Consider the following 21969-nt stretch of genomic DNA (forward strand, 5'->3'; position numbering starts at 1 on the left):
TTACCAATAGCAAAAGTAAGCGGTGTGCCAGGCGTGTTATGTGCTTGCCTGTTTTTTTGCGCGCCGACGACGTGCTTCCATAGGGTCGGCAATCAATGGACGGTAAATTTCCACCCTGTCACCTGGATGCAAATGGGCATCCAGAGTTTTTAGTTTACCGAAAACCCCCACTTTAAAGACGCTGATATCAATCTCTGGATGCAGTTGTATGATGCCACTTTGCTGTATCACCTGCATCAGAGTGGCCTGCGTATTGATTTCTACATCCAACAGGCTGACTTTGGATACGCTGGCATAACAAACCTGCACTACCATATTTGTCTTATCAACCATATAATGCCTCGGCACGGGTACAGAAAGAATCAACGAAGCTGTTGGCAATCTTGGAAAACACCGGGCCAATCAGATGTTCCAGCAATTTACTGGAAAATTCATAATTAAGGTCAAATTCGATTTTGCAGGCGTCTGTTCTTAGCTCGGTAAACTTCCAGCAACCAGATAACTGCCTGAAAGGTCCTTCGACCAGATTCATTTGCATCAAGTGGGGACGCTGATTATTGTTTTTCGTTGTAAACTGCTGCTTGATACCATGATAATTAATGGCAAGGGTGGCAACCAGTTCATTCCCGGTACGTTCGACGACATGCACCTCGCCGCACCACGGCAGGAATTGCGGATATTTTTCGACATCATCGACCAGGGCGAACATTTGCTCTGCACTGTAAGCCACGAAAACTGTTTTATGCACGACTGCCATCAAGAAGAACCATTTGGTAGAATCACAGGTTCGCATTTTAACCGAGTCATTGCAGGGATCGAAACGCATTCCACTGTTTCTTTACCCTGAGATCACCTATTTTTATCCCACATGAGCATTGCTGATAATAAAAAAGCATTCCACGATTACTTTATCGAGGAGCAATTCGAAGCTGGTGTCGTCCTGCAAGGCTGGGAAGTCAAGGCCATACGCGCTGGCCGTGCACAGTTGAAAGAAGCGTACGTCATCGTCAAGAATGGCGAAATCTTTCTATTTGGTGCCCATATTGGTGCCCTGCCGACTGCATCTACCCACATACATCCCGATTCGGTCAGAACACGTAAATTATTGTTAAATGCAGCAGAAATTAGCAAACTGATAGGTAAAGTTGAACGTTCCGGCTACACCATGGTGCCGCTGAACCTGCATTTCAGTAAGGGGCGCATCAAATGTCAGATCGGCCTGGCCAAAGGTAAAAAGCAGCATGACAAGCGCGATACAGAAAAAGAAAAAGACTGGCAGCGCGAGCAACAAAAAATCATGAAGCAAAACCGTCGCTAAAATTATTTAGCTGGTTTAGTTGATTTAGCTGGATCAACGAATGGGTGCATACAGTTCATGCCCTGCATCCTGTATCTGGCGACGCAGGGCGCGCCGCTCATCCGGGGTCAGGCGATTGGGTTTTTGTGCGCCATCAGCACGGCCACAAGCACGGTCACCATCATGCTGCGCATCACTGCAGTTATCAAGCAAACGGTTTTGATTAAGCTTTTTGTTCAACTGCCGTTCACGCTGTTTGTTCAGTAATTCTTCCTTGTGGGCAAGGTTATCTTTATGTTGAGCATTACCACCGTTAAACCGGTTCCAGAATCCACCGCCATTATTCGCCCGACCATTATCCGCCATGGCTCCTGCCGTCAATGACAGTGACAACATTAAGACAGAAATTTTCAAGTACGGTATATTCATTGCCTGGTTGCTTGCTAAAAGCGATTGCCTGTTAATTAATTAAAAGATGCAAGAATTGAAGCCTGACAAATACTACGATAAAACCTTGCTGATTTTATTCCCAAACTTGCATTCCAGGCTAGTCAATTTGACTGAATTCAGTTTACGATAGCTGTACGAATTCCGCTGTGGTATTCCGTAAAGTATGTAACAGTTTGTAATCCAGACAAGTAATTCTGTTTGCAAGCCTACTCGATGACAGTACTATATTCACATGACCAATACGACCCCCACACCAGACTCCGCAAACAACACGTCCAACAGCCCAAAGGCAAAAATTTTGGTCGTTGATGATGATCTGCGATTGCGCGATTTATTACGTCGCTACCTGACCGAACAAGGCTTTCAGGTAGTCAGTGCAGAGAACGCTCAAGCCATGAATAAACTGTGGATACGCGAGCGCTACGACATGCTGGTACTTGATCTGATGTTGCCCGGTGAAGATGGTCTGGCAATCTGCCGCCGTCTGCGCGGTGCTGGCGACAAAACTCCGATCATCATGCTGACCGCCAAGGGCGAAGAAGTGGACCGCATCATCGGACTGGAAATGGGTGCTGATGATTACTTGCCAAAACCTTTCAGCCCGCGTGAACTGGTGGCCCGCATCAACGCCGTGTTGCGCCGCAAAACGCCGGATGAATTACCGGGTGCACCTTCTGAAGGCCCGCAAAGTTTTGCCTTTGGTGATTTTGTGCTCGATCTGGGAACCCGCACCCTGAAAAAACAAAATGAAAACATTGCCCTCACTACCGGCGAATTTTCGGTATTGAAAGTATTTGCGCGCCATGCGCGCCAACCGCTGTCGCGTGAAAAGCTGATGGAACTGGCCAGAGGCCGCGAGTATGAAGTCTTTGACCGTAGCCTGGATGTTCAGATTTCACGTCTGCGCAAGCTGATAGAACCTGACCCTGGCAATCCCTTGTACATACAGACTGTGTGGGGCTTGGGTTATGTGTTCATACCAGATGGGCAGTCACATTAAGCTACAAATCTTTCCACCATTTGTTTCTTTATTGTTGTTTTTAAGCCAAAACTGAATGCACTCTTATTTGAACAGCCTGGAATGGCTTAAGAGCGGTTTGTTTTGGCGCACCTTCTTCATGCTGGCCTTGCTCGTCACCGCCAGCATGACGGCGTGGATGGCCAATTTTCGCATTTTGGAAACCACCCCCAGAGCGCAGCAGATGGCTGCACAGATTGTCTCCATCGTCACCATTACACGCTCCGCCCTCACCCACTCGGCACCAGAAAAAAGGCATCAACTGCTGTCCGACCTGGCCAGCAAAGAAGGTGTAAGAATTTACCTGCTGGAAGACAATGACCGGGTCGAAGAACCTGATGCCACCAGCTTTTTCCAGGAATCCAAAGCCATCATGCTCAAAGGTTTGGGTGCTGAGACCCGCTTTGCCAGCAAGCTAAACGATGTCAGCGGTTTCTGGATCAGCTTTGATATTGACGACGATCATTACTGGCTGCGCCTTGATCAGGACCGGCTGGACCCTCCCATAGGTTTGCAATTATTTAGTTGGGCCATGGCCACCCTGTTCCTGACCTTGTTAGGCGCAGCTGTCATTTCCAAGCTGATCAATGATCCACTGTCACGCCTTAGCAATGCCGCCCGCGCAATAGCACAAGGCAAGCAACCACCACCTTTGCCACAAAAAGGTCCAAAAGAAATCCGCGAAACCAATCAAAGTTTCAATACCATGGTCGAAGATTTGGCGAGGATAGAAGCTGACCGCACTATCATTCTGGCTGGTATCTCACATGACTTGCGCACCCCGTTAGCACGTATGCAACTGGAAGTGGAAATGGCGAATCTGAGTACCGAATCCAGAAACGGCATGCAATCCGACCTGCAACAGATGGATGCCATCATTGGCCAGTTTCTCGATTACGCCAAGCCTTTGGACAAAGTGGAACTGGAAACCATTAACCTCAGTGAGGTTTTACAACAGATCATTGATGAAGCTTCACGTTTTCAATACCTGCGCCTGCGTACTGCGATTACTCCCGATCTGTTCGTCAATGGCAATATGATTGAAGTCAGGCGACTGTTCAACAACCTGATAGAAAATGCCTGCCGCTACGGCAAGACTGCAGGCGCGCCAATCACCACCCTGGACATACAGTGCTCACGCAAAGTCAAGGACCGCAAGCACAGCATATTGATCAGTTTTCGTGATCACGGCGCGGGCGTTGCAGATCAGGATCTGGTACGTCTGCTAAAGCCCTTTACCCGTGGCGATGCCTCACGCAGCCAGGCCAATGGCTCTGGCCTGGGCCTGGCGATTGTTGACCGCATCATCAAACGCCACGGTGGCAAACTGCGCATCTACAACCATCAGGAAGGTGGCTTTGTGATCGTGATTGCGCTGCAGGAAGCCAAAGATATCTGAGGTGCAACGAGGAGCTTTTACTCGCCACACAACTGCTTGCCGAACTTGACTCTGTCGTAGCTTCCGGATTCCTCCATCTCTTTACACACTTTAAGATAGGTATCCCCGTTAAACACGTCCCCATTTAATGTCATAAAAAATCTGAATGAAGCGCCGGTCATATCTAGCGGGTGTTCGCAGGCATTTTCCGTTGCTTGTCTATAGACCTCATCGCAATCTTTGGTTCTCAGCGTCTTCTTGTTATTCTTGGTTTTCTTGAGAGGAGCGGTCCCACAATTCATAAGAACAAATTGTTCCACGTCGTTTCGTCCGAATTCCTTTTGCAGGAGTTTGCCCCGTGGTGTTTTTAATTGCCGTTCAATACATTCATCCCATTTCTGCTGTGCTGAGGCATGACTTGTAGGCGAAATGAAGTAGATCGCGGCAGCGATGACAATCGTGATGAGTTTCATAAAAATATGGAATGGTGTTGGTATCGGTATTTATTGATGGCCTGACACATTTTATTGCCCCTATTTCATGCATTTTGACCATAACAAATTGTAGATCAATTTATTACCACACAATCAATGACACAAAAAAATATTGGCTCGTTGCAAACAACACGACAGGTTGCGTCGTGGGTGCTGAACGTACCTTGCCTAAAATGAAAAAATCCCGGTTGCCCGGGATTTTTCACTACTACTGAATCAATCAACGATCTCTGTTTTACATGCGACCAGTCACCATGGCCAATTGGGTAGCAGGCTTGCTTTTTTCTTCAGCCTGCGCCGGTGTTTCGGTTTGTGGTGCGCTCAGTTCATAACTCATATGCATGCCTGATTCCAGCTTTTGTGTTGCTACCGGTGCCAATTGTCCAAGAGCTGCAGTCTTCTGTGTCACAGTCCTTGAAGCTGTGCCGGCAACACCAACATTGCTGAAACTGGCAAACCCGGCGATACCAGCGCACAGTATCAGGCCAGCAATCACCGCTGGGCGCAGGCGGAAGCGTTTTTGTACTTCTTCCTGTTGTTGTGCCTGTGCATCGTATGCCACGTCGATTGGTGCAGTCGCCAGAATTTGCTCGACTTGCTGACGCCATTCTGCTGACTGGTGTCTGTTGTTGAGCAGTTTGGTGATCAATGCCTGCGCCAGTTGTTCTGCTTCCTGATGTTCAGCTTCCAGTGTTTGTTTGGCCAATTCTGCTTCTGCCTGCAATTCATCTTGGTGCTGCTGGATCTGCAAAACATTTTGCTCTTGCCATGCTTTGGCAGATGCCAGTGCCTGGGCAATCAATGCCTGGGCTTGCGCTTCTTCCTGGCCACGAGCCTGCAACATGGCTTGCAACTCCTGCTCTGCTGCGACTTGCTGATCCAGTTGAGCCTGCAAGGCTTGCTCTTCTTCCAGACGTTTTGCCATCGCTGTTGCCAGCTCTTGCTCTTTTGCCCGGGTTTGTGCCTGTGCAGCTTCGACTTGACGCTGCAGCTCTGCTTGCAATGTGGCTTGCAATTCGGCTTCTGCTGTCAATTGTTGTTCCAGCTGTGCTTGCAAAGCTTGCTCTTGTTCCAGGCGTTGGGTTTTGGCGATGGCCAATTCCTGTTCTTTTGCCTGTGTCTGTGCCTGTGCAGCTTCCACCTGACACTGGAATTCTTCCTGCAATGCAGCTTCGGCGGCCAGTTGTTGCTCCAGTTGCGCTTGCAAAGCCTGTTCTTGCGCAACGCGTTCAGCGATGGCTGCTACCAATGCCTGCTCTTGTTCCAGTCGTTGTGCTTCCAGTGTTTCAATCTGGCTTTCTTCCAGCAATTTTGCACGCAATGCTGGCAGGATTTCTTCATCATTGGCAATTTGCAATGCTGTGGCAGCAGCCACTTCACGTTCCAGTGCCAGTTTTTCCTGTTCGATGGCGTTGGCGATGATCAGTTGCTCGGCTCTTTGTGCGCTTTGCTCTGCAAGTTCGGCTTCCAGCTTAACGCGCTCTTCCGACGCCATCATGACCAGGCGTTCAGCTTCCATTTTGTCTTCGATCAGGCGCAAGGCTTCCTGTTTCAATTGCAGGCTATCCATTTCCACCTGTTTCTGTTGCTGGATAGCGATGATTTCAAGCTGTTCCAGCGCTGCACGTTGCTGCTCCGCCTGCTGCAATTCAAACAATTCGACGGCACGGGTCTGTGCCAGTTCGGTTGCCTGCTGTTCAGAAACAGCCAATGCATTAGCCAGTTCTGCCGCTTCTTTTTCGCTTTGCAATCTGGCCTGAATGGCGACATTTGCATCCTGTTCTGCATTGGCGCGGATTTCACACAGGCTCAGGTATTCCTGTTCTGCCAGCTTGCGTTGTTCCGCTTCTTGCGCTGCTTTTTGTTCGGTTGCCAGTTTTTGCTGAACCAGGCTCAGGGCTTCCAGTTCACAGGCTGCGCGGTGATTTTCAGTAACTGTCAGCGCTTCTGCTTCGCGCAATCTGGTTTCTGTGGCTTCGGCGGCCATGCGTTGGGCTTCGGCGTGTTCTATGGAACGAGAGAGCAAAGCTTGCTCGGCGTTCGCAATGCGCAAAGCAGCTTCCAATGCCTGCTGTTCTTTGGTGGCACGCGCTGCAGCGGCTTCTGCTAATTGACGTTCAGTATCAAGCTTGGCTTGCAGCGCAACTTCTGCGACTTCTTCCTGTTCCAGTTTGGCTTGCAATTCGGCACTGATTTTTTGTTCAGTTGCGATCTTTTCTTGCCCTGCACGGCTCAGTTCCAGCAACAGTGCAGATTTTTCTTCCAGTGCGGCGGCGGCCTGGCGTTTGATCAGTGCTTCTTCAGCCGATTGTGCCAGCCATTGTTTTTCTGTTTCATTGAATTTTTCTGCCAACTGGCGGGCTTCTGCTTCCGCTGCCTTGCGTGCTTCTATCAGCTTGCATTGTTCCTGTTCTGCGGCCAGGCGAGCCTGAGCTTCGGTCGCAGCGGCCAGTTCTGCCTGTTGCTTGGCAGTCAGGCTGGCGAGTACGGCTTGCTCGGCATCAGCGCGCAATTGCTGAGTAGCAAGCAATTCTTGCTCTTGTTGCAGACGTTGTGCCAGCAGTTCTGCCACCAGTTTTTGTGCATCAGCATGGGCAGCCAGTTCCTGGAACAGGGCTTTTTCTGATGCCAGGGTCGCTTCTGTAGCGGCGCGGATAATCTGTTCTGCACGGGCACGGGCTTCGGCAAACTGACGCGCCTCGCTTTCGCTGGCCAGACGGCTTTGCACTTGCTGATGCGCGTCTTGTTCAGCCAGCAATTTTGCTTCTGTATTTTCCAGCAAGGATTGATCATCTGCCAGACGTTGTTGCAATACCTGATCCAGTTCGGCAACTTTACGGTTCTTTTCTACCACCAGTTCATGAGCACGATGCTGGCTGGCAGCATAGGCTTGCGCCTGAACTTGTAATGCCTGTTCTGCCTGTAGTTTAGCAGCAGCCATTTCTTTGGCTTCTTGCTCGGCCCTGGCACGAACGGCTGCAGCCTGGGCATGTTGCTGTTCTGCAGTTGCCCTGGCAGTTGCTGCGGCAGCGGCGATTTTTTCTGATTCCAGTTTTTCTGCAGCGGCCTGTGCTTCTGCCAGTGCGGCTTCTGCCTTTTGCTTTTCCAGCCTGGCTTGTTCTTCCAGTGCTTGTGCTGCCTGTTGTTGAGATTTGGCTTTTTCCTGTTCCAGCTTTGCCAATTGCGTGGCTGCCTTTACGCGGGCGCTCGCTGCTGCGGCGGCTTGTTGCTCAGCCTTGGCTTGTTCATTATTTTGTTCCAGCAGTTTTTTCTCTTCTGCGACCTTGGCTTCCATGGCGGTACGCAAGGCTTGTTCGGATTGCAGTCTGGCCAGGTGCTGGTCGCGCTGTTCTTGCTCTACCACGGCCTTGGCTTGCAATTCTGCAGTCAGGCGTTTTTCTGCCACCAGTTTTTCTTGCACCAGAGTCAGCGCTTTTTGTTCGGATTCGGCACGCAGTCTCAGGGTCTTGCCCAATTCTTCTGCTTCCACCGCCTTGCTTTGCGCCAGCACAGCGGATTGTTTTTGCAGCTCTGCGTGTTCCTGCATTTTTTGCAGGCGCACTTGCTCTGCTGCAATCATGGTCTGACGTGCTGCACGTGCTTCGGCTTCTTGCTGCTGGCGTGCATTCAAGACATTGACGTGTTCACGGTCGGCATGTGCACGGGCAAAAACTTGTTCGGCGGCGGACTTTTCTGCTTCAAGTTTTTCCTGTGCGGCCCTTGCCGCCTGTTTTTCAGCTTCCAGGTGCATTTGCTCGGCACGCGCCATTTCTGTGGCCTGATGGCTTTTCAGCAAAGCAACTTTTGCTGCCTTGCATTGTGTTTCTTTTTGCAATTCGGTCTGTTCCAAGGCAGATTTTTCTGCTTCCAGAGTGGCTTCCAGTGCCAGCCTTTCTTCGCGCTCTGCCTGCTCTTTGGCGATGGCGATTGCCATGGCCTCTTCTTCTGCACGCAGCCTTGATTCCGCTTCTTGTTCTGCCGCCTGTTCCAGCAGCAGTTTTTCCTGGGTCGCTTTCAGCACTTGCTGCACTGCCTGGGCACGGCGACGTTCTGCCTGTAATTTTTCTTCCTGAAGTTCCATCGCTTTCACCTCATCATTAGTGCGTTGCTGTTGGACGCGCAGACACTCAGTCGCATCGTGATTTTTCCTGGCAGCAGCTGCCGCCATTTTTTGCTGCAATTCCACCTGCTCCATGGTTTTTTCCAGGCTCAGTTTTTCTGCAACACATTCTGATTCCTGGGCTACACGACGTGCATGTTCTGCCTGCTCTTGCAGACGCAACAATTCGGCATGTGACTGATCGGCCTTTGCCATTGCTTCGGCTTCTTCCGTCTTCTTACGTTCAGCATCGAGTTTTTCCTGCAAGGCAGCCGCAGCTTTTTGCTCTGCTTCTACCCGCATTTTTTCAGCCAGCATCAATTCCTTGGCTTTTTTTGCCTTTTCTGCCGATGCCAGGTTGGCCCGTTTCAAAAGTTCAGCCTGAAAAGCACTGGCACTCAGCGCCTGTTGTTCGGAATCAGCCTGTTCACGTGCTTCTTGCACGGCAACGCGTTCTATTTCCACACGTTCTTGCGCAAGTTTGGCAGCACGCTGTTCTTCAACCGTGCGCTGGCGTGCGATTTCAGTTGCTTCCTTCTCCGCCAGACGACGTTGACGCGCTTCCTCCGACAAGGCTGCTTCAGCCTCCTGCCGTGCACGTGCTTGCAATGCAGCCTGTTGTTCGTTTTCGATACGGCTCATGGCGGTCGATTGCAGATCACGTTCGGCACGAATGCGGGATTCAGTCACCATGCGGATTTTGTCTTCGGCATCGCGTCTGGCTTGGGCCGTGGTCGCAGCGATCATTTCAGCCTGTTCACGGCGAGCAGCAGCGATACGCAATTCTTCTTCCGACTGCATACGCAGTTGTATCGCTTCAGCCGCCCTTCTTTCAGATTCCATGCGGGCATGGGCGATGGCTTCTTGTTCTTGCTCTAATGCAACACGGGTCAAGGCATCTTCACGGGCACGCACTTCAACCGGGGCACGGTTGATCGCATATTCCAATGCCATGGCTTCGGCCTGATCACGTTCCTTGTTCACTTGCAGGGATTCGCTGCGTACCTTGGCCAGCATTTCTGATGTTTCGCGTGCTTCCCTTTCCTGTTTTTCGCGCTCGCGTGCCAGTTCAGCAATGCGTGCATCGGCGCGGGCACGCTCTTCGGCCTGTTGACGGGCGGATTGTGATGCGGCGAAACGTTCGGCAGCCCAGTTCCTGGCATTGGTAGTTTGTGTTGCCAGTTTTTGTGCTTCGGCATGTGCCTGGGAAGCAAGTTCGGATTCAGCCTTGTATTGTTTCTCGGCCTTTTCCATGGCCTGCTGTTCCATTTTTGAACGCAGTTCGGATTGTTCACGGGCACGGGCTTCCATCTGCGCCCTCTCCTGCAAGTTCCGGGTTTCTTCTGCGGTGGCGGCAATACGCGCCTGGCTGGCGGCATTTGACTGGCGCTCTGCCATCAGTTTTGCTTGGGTACCGACAGCGGCTTCCTGTTCCAGCGCCAGTTTGCGCTGGGCAAGCTCTGCCGCTTCGGCTTCGGCCTGCGCCCTGGTTTCTGCCAATGCCCGGGCCTGGGTTTCTGCTTTCAGCCTGGTTTCGGCGGCTACGGTGGCACGTGCTTCTGCTTCTACCCGCGCAATGGCTTCACGAATACCCTTCACGTCGATGCGGACATTGGACTCAATTGCCTCTTCCGGTGGCAAATAATCGTCTTTACGGTCGCCATGGCGATCGAGGGAGTAATCTCCCAAAGATAATTTATTTAACAAGGCTTGATTGCTGTCCATTCTGCACTCCTGATTTGATAGTCGTTCGCCGTCATCGCGGGCCCTGCCATGCCGGAACTTCTTAACCTGAATTATCAATGAAGAAAAAACTGACGATGACCGGAGCAGAAGTGGAAAAACGGCTCAATTCTTGTTTTATCCGTTTCCCTTAAGGCTGGAGGGACGTAAAATAGCGGTAACCTAACATTGCCGGAGAATTATCTTGAACGAAAACGTTACCGAAATCAGACACCCACTGGTGCAACACAAGTTGTCGCTGATGCGCAGCAAAGACACGCCGACGGATAATTTCCGCCGTCTGTTGCGTGAAATCAGCCAGATGCTGGCATATGAAGTAACACGCGACCTGCCTATCGAACTGGTCAAGATCGAAACACCTATCACCACCATCGATGCTCCCACCATCAGCGGCAAGAAGCTATGCGTGATCTCGGTACTGCGTGCCGGCAACGGCATCCTGGATGGCATGCTGGATTTGCTGCCAAACGCACGCGTTGGACATATCGGCCTGTACCGCGACCCGGAAACTCTGGAACCGGTCGAGTATTACTTTAAAGTACCAGAAGACATCGCCGAACGCCTGGTCATCGTGGTTGACCCCATGCTGGCGACTGGTAATTCTGCCGCCGCAGCCATTGCACGCCTGAAGCTGCGTGGCGCGACCAGCATCAAGTTTGTCTGCCTGCTGGCAGCACCAGAAGGCATCAAGGTCTTGCAAGCTGCGCACCCTGATGTGTCCATCGTCACTGCATCGATTGATCAATGCCTGAATGAACATGGCTATATTGTTCCTGGCCTGGGTGATGCTGGCGACCGCTTGTTTGGTACCAAGTAATTGATTTCTTCTGTTTTTGACTATTTTCACTGATGACGACTATTGCCCGCTTCGTTCCCGAATCCAAATTACCCGAAGTGGGTACCACCATCTTCACCGTGATGTCGGCGCTGGCAGCCGAAAAGAAGGCTGTCAATCTGGGTCAGGGTTTTCCTGATTTTGCCTGTGACCCGGCGTTGCCAGCAACGGTAGCCGCCGCCATGGCTGCGGATTTTAACCAATACCCGCCAATGACGGGTATGCCCCAGTTGCGCGAGCAGATTGCCCACAAGATTCAGGATATATACGGGCATGCCTATGATGCCAATAGCGAAATCACTGTCACCGCGGGTGCCACCCAGGGTATTTTGACGATATTGCTGGCCAGCGTGCATGCCGGTGATGAAGTCATTGTCATAGAGCCAGCCTACGACAGTTACGTGCCTTCGATCAAGCTGGCTGGCGGCATCCCGGTATTTGTGAGTATGGAACTGGGTGAGGATGGTTACAGCATCCCCTGGGACAAGGTGAAAGCGGCAATCAGCAGCAAAACCCGCATGATCATGTTGAATTCACCCCACAATCCAACTGGCAGCGTGCTCAATGCCAGCGATATCGCTGCCTTGACGGACATCGTACGTGATACCAATGTTCTGATTGCTTCAGATGAAGTATATGAGCACATGGTGTATGACGGACAGCGCCACGAATCATTGTCACGCTACCCCGAACTGGCTGACCGCAGCTATATCATTTCCAGCTTTGGCAAGACCTATCATGTGACTGGCTGGAAGATAGGCTATGTCGCCGCCCCAGCAGCCCTGACGGCGGAATTTCGCAAGGTGCATCAGTACAATGTATTCAGCGTGAATACGCCTATGCAGGTAGGGCTGGCACAATACATGAACGACCCTGCCCCGTATCTGGAATTACCGGCGTTTTATCAGAAAAAACGCGACCTGTTCCGTGCCGGCCTGGCAAACAGCCGCTTGCGCCTGCTGCCTTGTGCGGGTACCTATTTTCAAAGCGTCGACTATTCAGCCGTATCGGATATGCCAGAGCTTGACTTCGCCCGCTGGCTGACTACTGAGATCGGTGTTGCCGCTATCCCTGTCTCTGCATTTTATCAGCAGAGTAAAGAATCTGGCATCGTACGCTTTTGCTTCGCCAAGCAGGATGCCACCCTGCAAGATGCCCTGCAACGCCTGCAAAAGCTCTAAACCTGCTCACGATCTTACTGCGCGGGCGCAATCAGAGACCACGCGGGGCTCATGCGCTGCTCAAAATGCTCATGTACTAGAGTACATTCCGCTTTTTGCGCTGATCTTAGTTACCCTTACCCCGCTGACGCCCGCTCGCTACAGATCGTGAACAGGTTCTAAATCAATGCAGAGAAATGGAAACCAGAAGAAGGCAGCCCCATTGCAATAGGGGCTTCACGCTAGTTTTACTTGCCTTCTTGTGTATCTTCTTTCTTGACAGACATGCTTTTTAGCAAAGACCAGACCATCGCCCCCAAAATCGCAAGGCCAGCGGCAAGTGCCGCCCAAAGCCAGGGTTTGTGTTCTTTGGTCGGTGCGGTGACTGGTGCCTGTACAGATTTTTCAGTTTCGGCAACGATGGGCTGACTGGCAATCTCAACACTGGCGTCGTCCGCCTTGATCAGTTCAACTGTTTTCAGGTTTGGCATCAAAGTGTGCAGAGGCAAAGCTGCACCATCTTTTGCTTCCACGCCCCATTCAAGTATATAAGGGCCTTTGCCTCGCGCCAAAAATATCAGACTGCGGGGCAAACTGGCAACTTGTATTCCAGGTGGGGGCTTACCCAAAGAGCTAACCGGGCCCGCTGTCTGCAGTCGCAAGCCTTTATAACTTGCGCCGTCCAGCAACATATCTGGCGATTTTGCTTCCCCATTTGGCAGATTCAGACGATAAGCCAGCGTCTCATTGAGCCAGACTTCGCGATCCGTCTGCTGCGCTGTCACCTGTTGGTGATGCCGCAATACATGCAATGGGTAGAGTGGATCGTGGTAATGTCGATATGAAACCGTGTTCTGGGCTGGTGGCAATTGCCCCAAAACACTCACCGTCGCCAGGGTATTGGGTTCACTCAATTGCAAACGCAGGCTATCTATCGGTGTTTTATCCGGCAAGGGGTAATCACAATAGTTATTGCTGCATGCTTTGGGTGGTATCAGCACACTCCATTGTAAAGGTGGTGGCGTATAGCTTTGCTGCTGGCTATCCACAGTGACACCAAGCAGTTCCGGTGCCTGCTCAGCATCGTTCCAGCGCAAGCGTAAATAACGTGCGGTCGCATGATGAAGGCTGATATCCAGTTTTTGCACCATGGCATTTTGATGTTGTAACTGTATGACTTGCTCATCGGCACTGAGCATGCGCCAGTTCTTCAAATCATCACTGGCCTCCAGACTAAAGCCAAACAAGCCACTGACTTGCCCAGCCAGCTCAAGTTTGGCTTGCAGCAATTGCCCCTTGCTTTGGCTGACATCCAGAATCCAGGCGGGGATAGTTTTTTTCTTGTCCGTCTTCCACTCGGCCAATTGTGTCAGCGAACCATCCGGATTTTGCCGGAAGCTGTTAGCAGTGTTCACAGTAAGGCTTTGTTCAGCCGGAAGCGGAAACAACGCTGCCTTGGTGCTACGCAATTCTGCAGTTTCAGTTTCGGTATCGACCCAGGAAAATGACAGCAAATCCCCTGCTGCATTACGCACCCGCACGTCATGCAAATCCGGATGCACACTGCCCGGGTAAATACCTACGGGCAAATTCAAGCGATAGTAAGGGCCATTACCCTGAGTAGTAATTACCGTTTGCTGCACACCAACCGTCGCGGCAAAACCTGGCGACATGGGCAACAACAGACAGCTTGCAAGCAATGCCGCTTTAATCTTCATTGAGCGTCCATTGTTCATTTCTGCTCCTGATTGGATTCGACTTCATCCTCAGCATCAATCACGACCACTTTTGGTTTGACAGGCACTGGCGCAAAATACCCGACCACCAGCAGCAGGATACCCACGCCGATGAAGGAGACAATGCGATACAGACCGCCACGATCCGCCAATTCGATCAGGAACAGTTTCACTACAACCACACCGAGCAAGGCCGCACCCGCTATCCAGATGCCGCGTGACATGCGACGGTTGCCAAACAGCATGACCGCCACACCACATACGGCCCAGGTGATAGATACTGCTGCCTGGCTAAGGCGAGATTCAAACAAGGCATCTGCGTCCCAGGGCACACCAGCAAAATGGTGGCAACTACGCAGGACCATGCCTGTCAACAAGGCCAGGGCAGTTGTTGCTGCCAATACCGTAGATATCTGCAAACCACCAGCTTGGCCCGTTTTAACGGCAGCTGACGGTAAAGCACGCCACCAGTGGAGCAAGGCCAGCAATACCAACCACTGCCCCAATTCCAGCGGATTCAACAAAGGCAGGTAAGGCAAGGGGCTGGCGTCACCGGCGCTGAAAGCATTTGTCAGCCAGCACCAGCCCAGCAAATACAAGGCAACCGGTGCGCAGGCCAGTTCCAGATAGGCGCGACGATAAGTATTCAGTGGCCAGATGATTGCCAGCACGCGTGAACCGATAAACCAGAATACCAGGGCAGGTACTAGTATCCACCCCAGCAAAGGCCAGCTCGACCAGGTATCGGCCAGCGGTTCAAAGCGCAACTGCCCTTCCCGTGCAGCCAGCAGCAGGAAAAACCAGAAGCCAACAATGTGCGTCAGACTCAGCAGACGCGGCCAGCTTGCCAGCCACACCTGTTGCCATTTCAACGCCCGCAAATGCCAGGCCAGAGCCAGCGACCACAACAGCCAGCCAAAATGCGCCGATGGCAAATAAGCTGTTGGCGATCCAAACACGCCTATCAGGGCGCTGAAAATCAGCAAAGGCAGAAAGACAATCGCCGCACCACCCATGGCAGGCCAGCGCCGCCATTTGGCAAGCGCTATCATCAATACAGAACTGAGGATGGAGATTGTCACAGCGACAGTCGCAGCAAAGACTGTCTGCCCATTATGCTGCAGTACATCCAAACTTTCGGGGAACCAAGCTGACAACCACCACCCCAATCCCCAGACGACAGGCAATATTGTTGCCAACTTGCTGTTACACCAGGGGTTCAACCAGATAGCAGCCACAGGGCTTGTCGCTGGTCCATTGATAGCACTGGCCGCACTGACATTTCCCATTTCCAGCAAGACCTGGCGCATCCTGGCTGCCTCGGCACGTATGCGATCAGCACTGAACCAAGCAGCGACGGCCAGTGACAAAGGAATCAGGAAGCCCAGGTGGGCAAATGCACTGCCGTGATAATACTCAATCTCAACGCCATACAATAAAGCAGAGATCACTTGCAGGCCCGCAGCCAGACCTGCCAGCGCAGTATGCGACATGCGCAAGCCTGCCCATAGCAGCAGACAAGATGTCAACGGCCAGATCAGCGCTGCCTGTTGCAGGTCTATGGCAAACAACATCGCCAGATGCAGCAAGGCGCAGCCACTGACCACCGCCAGATTATTAATTACAGACCAGGCCGGTGGTTTGCCCTGCTCTTGCGCTTTTTGCTTGGTTTCACGCATCGCCCGTCCTGCAGTAAACAGGATACTGGCCGCAATAATCAGGGCCGCCAGCATGCCATGCCAGCCATCCGCCAATGCTGCCTTGTTGGTGGTGATATTGGCAGTATTGGTTGTCGTTGCCGCGTGCAGGGTAAACAGGAAAGTTAACAATGCTGTCGCCTGCAAGGCAGCCGCTACGGGTGCAAAGACTTGCAGACCAAAACGTCGCGCCACTGCCGATACCAGCAAGGCCAGCACCGCCAGCGCAGCCGCTGCATACTGCGGCACCAGCAACATCCACGGCAACAGGGCAATCGCCGTTACACCCAGCCATGGCAAGAAGCGGTTAGGCACTTCTTCCCAGGTTGAAACAGTCTTGCTGTCGGCACGCCTGTGCAAATTCCAGACCACAAATACGCTGATGGCAAGCAACACCGGTCCCAGCCATGGGCCCTGCCACAAAGGCCCGGTCAGATCAGGGTTCAGGTAAATGCCATTTAACAGCTTATAGCTGGCCCCGGCCAGCACCACATAGGCAAATGCCCTGGCATACGGTCTTTGCTGGCGCAAGCCCAGCCAATACATGCCTGCCCCCTCTACCGCCCAGGCAGCACCGGTCCAGGCGCCTTCCAGCCCCAGCGGAATCGCCAAAGTACCAAAAATAGCGGCCACAATGACATAGGCCTCGGCCAGCAAGGCCAGGCCCTGCTTTTGTTTGGAAAACACAAATCTGGCCAGCAGCAGGTAAAAGAAACCAATTGCCAATGCAGAAAATGCCGCGCCGTATTCGGTGTGCTTGACCAGCATGTACTGCATGCCGAATGCCGTGACCGGGTTACCAAACACCAGCGCACTATCCACCCGACCTACCCGCTTCAGAGTTGCCAGCGGACCTTCCTGGTTTTCTGCTTCCTTCAGCGTGCGTCGCGCAAACAGCAGGCCTATCAGGGCAAATAGAACAAAGAAGAACAACAGGAAAGGCTGTACCAATCCATATTGGCTATCTGTATAAAACTTATCTGCCCAACCCAATGCCAAGGTAAAGGTGCCGACAAAACCTATCAGGTTGAGGACGCGCCAGGCATTAAACCAGGCAACCAGAAAAATACCCACATCCAGCACAGCCAGATAGGTAAACAAGCCCATAGGCCGGTTTTCGCCAGTGGAGGTCAGCACTGGTGTTACGAAACCTTCCAGCGCAGCAACGATGGCCAGTAGGGGCGCATTCTGCAAGACAGCCAATGCGGCACTCAGTACCGACACTGCAAACATGAAACCAAAGCCCACTTCCGGGGTTAGCAATGCATGCATTTTCATGGCAGACAGGGTAGTCAGATAAAACACCCCTATCGCCATACCCTGCAATATCAAGGCATAATCGCGGCGCTTATTACGCAGCAACCAACCCAGACTCAACAGGACGACACCCACCAGTGCGACACCGGCATAACGCAACTCCACCGGTACCGTAACCCGCTCTGCCGTATAACGCAGCAAGAAAGCCAGACCAAGGAACAAGATCAGCACACCGGCCTTGACCAGGGTATTCCCACCAAAAATCAGATTGGCAATCGGCGCAGGCAAACTTTCGCGAAAGCTTTTGGGTGGTGGTGGCGGTGGCCGTTTTGCCACAGCTGGTTTGACCGGCACTGGTGGCACAGGCGTAGCGACTGGCGTCGTCTCAATTGCGGCCATCACTACCGGAGATACTGCAGGTGGCACAGGTACCGACATCGTTGTTGTCAGCTCGACTGGCTTGAAGCCAGCCTCATCCGTGATAGGCAAGGCAGTACTGGCATCTTTACCTGTTATGGTTGCAGCCATTACAGATGCAGACTCCAATATCAGTCCATCATCAATGGATAAAGTGCTGTCAGCCGCTGGCAATGGTGGTGGCGTGACCACAGCAGGCTGCAACGCTGCCTTACCAGGCTCTGCAGGATGAATGGCCTCTGCAGTAATTTCTGATGTTTTTTCCGGCATGTCCGGCATCGCTACAGCATCGCTGGCGATGCCAATTTTCAGAGTGGCAAGCTCACGCTCCAGGTTTTGCAGGCGATTTTCCATCGCTGCCATTTTCCTGCGCATCTCCGCCAAGGGATCTTCAGGTTTGGTCTGCTCCTGTTTTGGCTGCGCAGTATCACTGGCACTCCAGGGTTTAGGCTTTTTGTTGCGGGAACTCCCCAGCATGTGACCAACAAAGCCACCCAGTACGGCAAACAACAGCATGGCAGGGCCTGACCCCGTTGCCACGCCGATGATGAAACCGATGATTCCACCGACAAACCACATAGTATTCCCTTAATTCTTCTGCGCTTTTAGCGCCATCGCCAGACTGTAAGGAAAATTCAAAAAACTTGCAATACTTGCACTTCAAGCGCAATCGTGGTGTTGCTATTTATTTTATCCATGCGATAGGTGATTTCCATAGGAAAACACCTGAAGGACTGAGGTCAAACCATTGACAGAAATTTCGGAAAATCTGATAGAACGAATTACAACTACTTACAAAAATTCAGAGCGAAGGCGCAACGCACATTTTTTCACTGGGCATGTTCAGGCGGATGACATTTCCCGACATATGCAGACAACTGTCATCCCTGGCCTCAAGGTTTTTCCTGCTTTTGCAACAATTCTTTGTCCAGCTGTTCTATATGCAATTTACGCTGCATGGCCTTGGCTTCCAGCGATATCCTTTGCAAGACAACGATATATTGCCGACGCTGTTGCTTGGTGTCATCCAGGCAATCATTCACAAAAAACTTGGTATGACAGGTTTTTTCAGCCTGCTCATACCAGTTTTGCAAACGCTGCTGTGCTGCTGTGGCTTCTTTCAGGGCAGCATCTGCCAATTCGGTAGTAGTAATGCTGCCGGGGGGGTATTTTTGGTCCAGGGCTGTCGTCATTCCGACAATCGCAGACAATTCATTGCTGTCCGGGATAGCCATTGCGGGGCTGGTCATCACCAGTTGAAGCAATACGGCAACACAGACAGTCAGGATATGTTTAATCAAGTGATACTCTCCGCAAGTTGGCGCTGATCGGCATCCATGTATTCCTTGGACTGCATCTCTATAATACGTGAAACGGTTCGGTGAAATTCATTAGACAGGGTACCGTTGGTATAAAGTTCCTCGGGTACCACCTCTGCCGACATGATCAGCTTCACTTTGTTATCGTAAAACACGTCGATCAGCCAGGTAAAGCGGCGCGCCTCGGACGACATGGCGGCTGACATACGCGGGATGGAAGACAAAATGACCGTATGAAAGCGGCTGGCAATTTCCAGGTAATCGTTCTGTGACCGCGGCCCGCCACACAGCGTAGCAAAATCAAACCAGATCACACTACCAGCCCGTCGCAGCGATTTCAGATTGCGCCCCTCAATGTCAACCTGCGGATCTTCATCATGGGTTTCTGCAATGCGCGCATACGTGTCACGCAGGGTACGGTCGGTTGCGGCATTTAGCGGGGTCAGGTAAGCCTGAACCTGTTCCATGGCACGTTTTCGATAATCATTGCCGGAATCCACATTCAGGATATCCAGCTTTTCTTTCAACAAGGCAATGGTCGGCAACATGCGGTCCCGGTGCAAACCTTCAGGGTACAGGGTATCCGGCTGGTAATTAGATGTCATGACAAATGATACGCCATTGTCGAACAAGGCCTTCAGCAGGTTATACAACAGCATGGCATCGGCGACATCTGACACATGAAATTCGTCGAAACAAATCAGCCGGTATTTTTTGGCGATCCTGCGCGCCACTTCATCCAGAGGGTCGGCCACGCCCTTCATTTCATCCAGTTGGCGATGTACGCCCCGCATGAATTCATGGAAATGCAGGCGTGTTTTGCGCACCACCGGCACGACCGAGTAAAAGCTGTCCATCAAGAACGATTTACCGCGACCAACGCCACCCCACATATAAACACCACGTGGCACTTCGGGGCGGGTGATGAGGCGGGTAAATTTATTCGCGCGCTTGCCTTTGTATTCCACCCATTCATCATAGGCAGTCTGCAGGCGGTCCACTGCGCGTCTTTGTGCTTCATCAGCCTGAAAACCACGCTGACTCAATGCATCCTGATAAAACTCTATGACATTCATGAGGAAAATGATTCTTTGCTGCGTTAGCTGCCATCTGGCAACCGGATGAAACTGTCGCACACCCTTGCCCACATCCAACCGGCCCTTGGCGTGCTGACAGCAAGCTGCGGTCAGAGGTGCCAAAAACACACCTCTGACTACAGAATGGGAACGATCAGAAGTTCAGGGAACGTTTGTCCACTGCCAGTGCAGCTTCTTTGGTTGCTTCAGACAAAGAAGGATGCGCGTGGCAAATGCGGGCGATGTCTTCTGCCGATGCCTTGAATTCCATTGCCACTACCGCTTCAGCAATCAGTTCGGAAGCCATAGGTCCAATAATGTGCACACCCAGAATTTCATCGGTCGTGGCATCTGCCAGGAACTTGACCATACCAGATGTATCACCCAGGGCACGGGCACGACCATTCGCCATGAATGGGAAAGTACCGGCTTTATAAGCCACGCCATCGGCCTTCAGTTGCTGTTCAGTGCGACCAACCCAGGCGATTTCCGGTGAAGTATAGATAACCCAAGGGATAGTATTGAAGTTGACGTGGCCATGCTGACCAGCGATACGTTCAGCAACAGCAACGCCCTCTTCTTCTGCCTTGTGTGCCAGCATAGGGCCACGTACCACGTCACCCACGGCCCAGACATTTGCGAGGTTGGTTTTGCAATCACCATCAACCGCGACGAAACCACGCTCATCCAGTTGCAGGCCAACTGCTTCAGCATTCAGACCATTGGTGTTTGGTGTGCGACCAATGGAAATGATCAGCTTGTCGAAAACAGTTTTATGTTCAGCGCCCTTGTCGTCTGTATAGTTGACGGTTACATCTTTGCCGCCATTGACGATTTCACCAATCTTGACACCCAGATTGATGGACAGGCCTTGTTTGACGAACAGCTTGTGCGCTTCTTTGGCAATTTGTTCATCCACAGCACCCAGAAAAGTCGGCAATGCCTCCAGCACTGTCACTTCAGCACCCAGGCGACGCCATACACTACCCATTTCCAGGCCAATGACACCAGCACCGATGACACCGAGTTTTTTCGGTACTTCAGCAATATTCAGTGCACCGTCATTCGACAGAATGGTGGATTCATCAAATGCTGCACCAGGCAGGCCGCGCGCATTGGAGCCGGTAGCAACGATGATATGTTTGCCAGTGATGGTTTCTTCGGTTTTGCCAGCTACCTTGATTTCATAACCTGCTGCATCAGCTTTAACGAAAGAGCCATGGCCATGGAAGAAAGTAACTTTGTTCTTTTTGAACAGGAACAGAATACCGTCGTTGTTTTGCTTGACGATGGTGTTTTTGCGACCCAGCATTTTTGCCACATCCAGACCCAGGCCCTGCACATTAATGCCGTGATCAGCGAAAGCATGGCCAGCGTGTTCGTAATGTTCAGAAGATTGCAACAGCGCCTTAGATGGAATGCAACCTACGTTGGTGCAAGTGCCACCAGGTGCTGGACCGCCTTTATCGTTGCTCCATGCATCGATACAGGCAGTGGAAAAGCCCAGTTGTGCAGCACGGATTGCTGCGATATAGCCGCCAGGGCCGCCGCCGATAACGACAACATCAAATTGTTTGCTCATGAAAATATCCTGATAGGTATAGATTGACTAAGTCGCGAGATATCGTTTTTTTACTTTTCACTCTTCTTCCGGGACAAAAATCCAGGCTAGCAAATAAGCGACCACGCCAGCACCAAAATAAAGACTGAAAAAGACAAACATCAAACGCCAGATCCAGGACTCCAGCCCGGTAAATTTGCCAAGGCCACCACAGATCCCACCCAGCCACTGATCATTTTTTGACCTGCGAAATTGATTCAAGTGGTTGAAGCCCAGGCTTTCCTGATTACCGGAAGCGGGCGTGTCGCCAGTTGCCAGCAACCTGGCTTTGGCCTGGGCAAATTCTGCATCAGACAGGGCTCCTGCCTGATGCAGTTCATGCAGACGTTTGATTTCGTCAGCGATATTCACGGAATGATTCTCGCTTTGCGC

General features: G+C 51.7%; 16 protein-coding genes. 5 read left to right on the top strand and 11 right to left on the bottom strand.

Features of this window, described 5'->3' with window-relative positions:
- Positions 1-36: 36 nt before the first annotated feature.
- The gene (locus AC1RVX_RS04460; RefSeq protein WP_493215375.1) at positions 37-333 is read right to left on the bottom strand and encodes an RnfH family protein; all 297 of its coding nucleotides are present in this window, start codon (positions 331-333) and stop codon (positions 37-39) included.
- Complete coding sequence (locus AC1RVX_RS04465; RefSeq protein WP_493215376.1) at positions 326-757, bottom strand: type II toxin-antitoxin system RatA family toxin; 432 nt, start codon at positions 755-757, stop codon at positions 326-328. Before AC1RVX_RS04465 ends, AC1RVX_RS04460 begins: the two co-directional genes overlap by 8 nt.
- A gap of 111 nt (positions 758-868) precedes the next feature.
- Here AC1RVX_RS04465 and smpB point away from each other — a divergent pair, with 111 nt between their 5' ends.
- Positions 869-1318: an SsrA-binding protein SmpB gene (smpB, locus tag AC1RVX_RS04470; RefSeq protein WP_493215377.1), complete on the top strand. Its 450-nt coding sequence runs from the start codon at positions 869-871 to the stop codon at positions 1316-1318.
- A 33-nt stretch (positions 1319-1351) separates the two neighbouring features.
- Here the strand turns inward: smpB and AC1RVX_RS04475 are convergent, their stop codons facing one another.
- On the bottom strand, positions 1352-1726 hold the full coding sequence (locus tag AC1RVX_RS04475) for a hypothetical protein (protein WP_493215378.1): 375 nt from the start codon (positions 1724-1726) through the stop codon (positions 1352-1354).
- A 253-nt stretch (positions 1727-1979) separates the two neighbouring features.
- Between AC1RVX_RS04475 and ompR the strand changes: the two genes are divergently transcribed.
- Complete coding sequence (gene ompR, locus AC1RVX_RS04480) at positions 1980-2747, top strand: osmolarity response regulator transcription factor OmpR (RefSeq protein ID WP_493215379.1); 768 nt, start codon at positions 1980-1982, stop codon at positions 2745-2747.
- Positions 2748-2802: 55 nt separating this feature from the next.
- Entirely contained in the window at positions 2803-4164 is a 1362-nt protein-coding gene (locus tag AC1RVX_RS04485; protein WP_493215380.1) for an ATP-binding protein, read from the top strand.
- 17 nt (positions 4165-4181) lie between these two features.
- Here AC1RVX_RS04485 and AC1RVX_RS04490 read toward each other — a convergent pair whose 3' ends face one another.
- Entirely contained in the window at positions 4182-4616 is a 435-nt protein-coding gene (locus AC1RVX_RS04490) for a hypothetical protein (RefSeq protein ID WP_493215381.1), read from the bottom strand.
- 256 nt (positions 4617-4872) lie between these two features.
- Complete coding sequence (locus AC1RVX_RS04495; protein ID WP_493215382.1) at positions 4873-10461, bottom strand: hypothetical protein; 5589 nt, start codon at positions 10459-10461, stop codon at positions 4873-4875.
- A 202-nt stretch (positions 10462-10663) separates the two neighbouring features.
- Between AC1RVX_RS04495 and upp the strand changes: the two genes are divergently transcribed.
- Positions 10664-11296, top strand: a complete 633-nt coding sequence (upp, locus tag AC1RVX_RS04500; protein WP_493215383.1) for a uracil phosphoribosyltransferase — start codon at positions 10664-10666, stop codon at positions 11294-11296.
- A 32-nt stretch (positions 11297-11328) separates the two neighbouring features.
- A complete protein-coding gene (locus AC1RVX_RS04505) occupies positions 11329-12495 on the top strand; it encodes a pyridoxal phosphate-dependent aminotransferase (protein ID WP_493215384.1) in 1167 nt (388 codons plus the stop codon).
- A gap of 227 nt (positions 12496-12722) precedes the next feature.
- Here the strand turns inward: AC1RVX_RS04505 and AC1RVX_RS04510 are convergent, their stop codons facing one another.
- The 6 genes from AC1RVX_RS04510 to AC1RVX_RS04535 all read right to left on the bottom strand — a co-directional run bounded on the left by AC1RVX_RS04510 (position 12723) and on the right by AC1RVX_RS04535 (position 21948).
- Complete coding sequence (locus tag AC1RVX_RS04510) at positions 12723-14210, bottom strand: DUF3999 family protein (protein ID WP_493215385.1); 1488 nt, start codon at positions 14208-14210, stop codon at positions 12723-12725.
- Positions 14207-18160, bottom strand: a complete 3954-nt coding sequence (locus AC1RVX_RS04515) for a DUF2339 domain-containing protein (protein ID WP_493215386.1) — start codon at positions 18158-18160, stop codon at positions 14207-14209. Before AC1RVX_RS04515 ends, AC1RVX_RS04510 begins: the two co-directional genes overlap by 4 nt.
- A gap of 314 nt (positions 18161-18474) precedes the next feature.
- Complete coding sequence (locus AC1RVX_RS04520; RefSeq protein ID WP_493215387.1) at positions 18475-18882, bottom strand: hypothetical protein; 408 nt, start codon at positions 18880-18882, stop codon at positions 18475-18477.
- Complete coding sequence (gene zapE, locus AC1RVX_RS04525; RefSeq protein WP_493215694.1) at positions 18879-19976, bottom strand: cell division protein ZapE; 1098 nt, start codon at positions 19974-19976, stop codon at positions 18879-18881. Before zapE ends, AC1RVX_RS04520 begins: the two co-directional genes overlap by 4 nt.
- Before the next feature lie 154 nt (positions 19977-20130).
- Complete coding sequence (gene lpdA, locus AC1RVX_RS04530; protein ID WP_493215388.1) at positions 20131-21558, bottom strand: dihydrolipoyl dehydrogenase; 1428 nt, start codon at positions 21556-21558, stop codon at positions 20131-20133.
- A 57-nt stretch (positions 21559-21615) separates the two neighbouring features.
- Complete coding sequence (locus tag AC1RVX_RS04535) at positions 21616-21948, bottom strand: PspC domain-containing protein (RefSeq protein WP_493215389.1); 333 nt, start codon at positions 21946-21948, stop codon at positions 21616-21618.
- Positions 21949-21969: the final 21 nt, after the last annotated feature.

It is taken from the genome of Undibacterium sp. GW821-FHT11B02, from assembly GCF_058808955.1.